We start from the raw sequence: 1,971 nt of genomic DNA on the forward strand, positions 1-1,971 counted from the left end.
AACGGGCTCCGCCTCGCGGCGGCGAACCGCATTCGAGTGCGCGCGCCATGTCGCGGATCGCTTGCGGAATGATGGGCATGTCGTGCAGGACCATGAATGCGACCGCTTTCGGGCGCACTGCGCGACATATTCGAGGGAAAGGTCGCCGCCGCGGCCGGAAGCTGCGAGCCGGCAGGCGCAACGGTTCCGCGGGTTCCGGGTACGAACATCGCGACCGCCGCCGGAGACGGGCCGGGACTGCTCCGGCCGAACGATCGCTCTTGCCGCACCCATTTTTGACAACGTACGTTGTCAGCAACCTTGTCAAAGACGACGAGAGGTGCTCGCCATGCAGCGACGAAGCAGCGTGCTCGACACGGTGCCCGCGGACCGCGCGGATGCCGGGTTGCGACCCGTGCGCGGTGATGCGGGACCACCCGTGCTCGGCTACGCGCTCCAGGCGACCAGCGACCCGCTTACGTTCCACCGCAAGCGCTACGAGCAGTACGGCCCGGTGTCCTGGTTCAGCGCGTTCGGCACGCGCACGGTGCTGCTGCTCGGTCCGGAGGCGACCGGCACCGCGCTGCAGAACCGGGACAAGGCCTTCGCCAACGGTCCCGGCTGGCGCCGGCTGATCGGGCCGTTCTTCGACGGCGGACTGATGCTGCGCGACTTCGACGACCACCTCGCGCACCGGCGCATCCTGCAGCAGGCGTTCACCAACGACCGGCTGCGCAGCTACCTCGCCGAACTGCACGGCGCCATCGTCTGCGGGATCGAGCAGTGGTCACCGCGCGCGGACTTCCCCGTCTACACCGCGCTGAAAGCGCTCACGCTCGACCTCGCCAGCGACATCTTCATGGGCGGAGTCGACTTCGGACGGCGCAAGCAGGAGGTCAACCAGGCGTTCATCGGCTGCGTGCAGGCCGCTACGTCGCTGGTGCGCCTGCCGCTGCCGGGCACCCGGTGGCGGCGCGGCCTGCGCGGGCGGGCGCTGCTGGAACAGGTGCTGCGCCCGCAGGTCGCCCGGCGCCGCGCCGAGGACTCGGCGGGCGAGGACCTGTTCTCGCAGCTGTGCACCGCCTCCGACGACGACGGGGCGCGGTTCACCGACGACGAGGTCGTCGACCACATGGTGTTCCTGCTGATGGCCGCGCACGACACCTCCACGATCACCGCGACCAGCATGGTCAGCTTCCTCGGCAGGAACCCGGAGTGGCAGCAGCGCTGCCGCGCCGAGGCCGACGCGCTGAGCGCGGAAAAGCCCAGCCGCGAGGAACTCGACGGGCTCGAAGCGCTGGACCTGGTGATGAAGGAGTCGCTGCGGCTGGTGACCCCGGTCCCGTCGCTGATGCGCCAGACCGTGGCCGACACCGAGGTCTGCGGGCACCACCTGCCCGCGGGGACTCCGGTCGCGGTCGCCTCCCACCAGGTCCACCACGATCCGCAGGTCTGGACCGACCCGGAGCGGTTCGACCCGGACCGGTTCGCCGAACCGCGGCGGGAGGACCGCAACCACCGCTTCGCCTGGCAGCCCTTCGGCGGCGGCGTGCACAAGTGCATCGGCATGCACTTCGGGACCATGGAGGTCAAGGCGATCATGACGCAGCTGCTGCGCCGGTTCAGCTGGACCGTGGACCCCGCCTACGAGATGCCGCTGAACTACAACTCGCTGCCGTTCCCGACCGACGGCGCACCGGTCGCGCTGCGCCGCCGCGAGCGCGCGAGCACCCCGGCCTGACCTCCCCGAGCTTTCCCACCCATCCCACTGACCAGGAGGCGACGAGAATCGTGCGGCAACTGACCGGCAAAGTAGTCGTGATCACCGGAGCGGGCGGCGGCATCGGCCGCGCGCTGGCGCAGCGGTTCGCCGCGGCGGGCGCGGTGCTCGCGCTGTCCGATGTGGACCCCGCGGCCGCCCGGGAGACCGCCGTCGAGGACAGGCGGCAGTGGCTCACGTTCATCGTGGCCGGCGGAGGTCCCAACGGAGTC

General features: G+C 70.6%; 2 protein-coding genes. Both read left to right on the forward strand.

Translation table 11 applies throughout. The features are described from left to right. Positions 1-328 precede the first annotated feature (328 nt). Positions 329-1,720: a cytochrome P450 gene (locus IJH84_RS23530; protein ID WP_295149134.1), complete on the forward strand. Its 1,392-nt coding sequence runs from the start codon at positions 329-331 to the stop codon at positions 1,718-1,720. A gap of 50 nt (positions 1,721-1,770) precedes the next feature. Further along, positions 1,771-1,971, forward strand: a 201-nt coding sequence (locus tag IJH84_RS23535; RefSeq protein WP_295149137.1) for an SDR family NAD(P)-dependent oxidoreductase, incomplete at its 3' end; no start/stop codon positions are given.

The organism is Saccharopolyspora sp., from assembly GCF_017434145.1.
Taxonomy (GTDB): Bacteria; Actinomycetota; Actinomycetes; order Mycobacteriales; family Pseudonocardiaceae; genus Saccharopolyspora_C; species Saccharopolyspora_C galaxeae.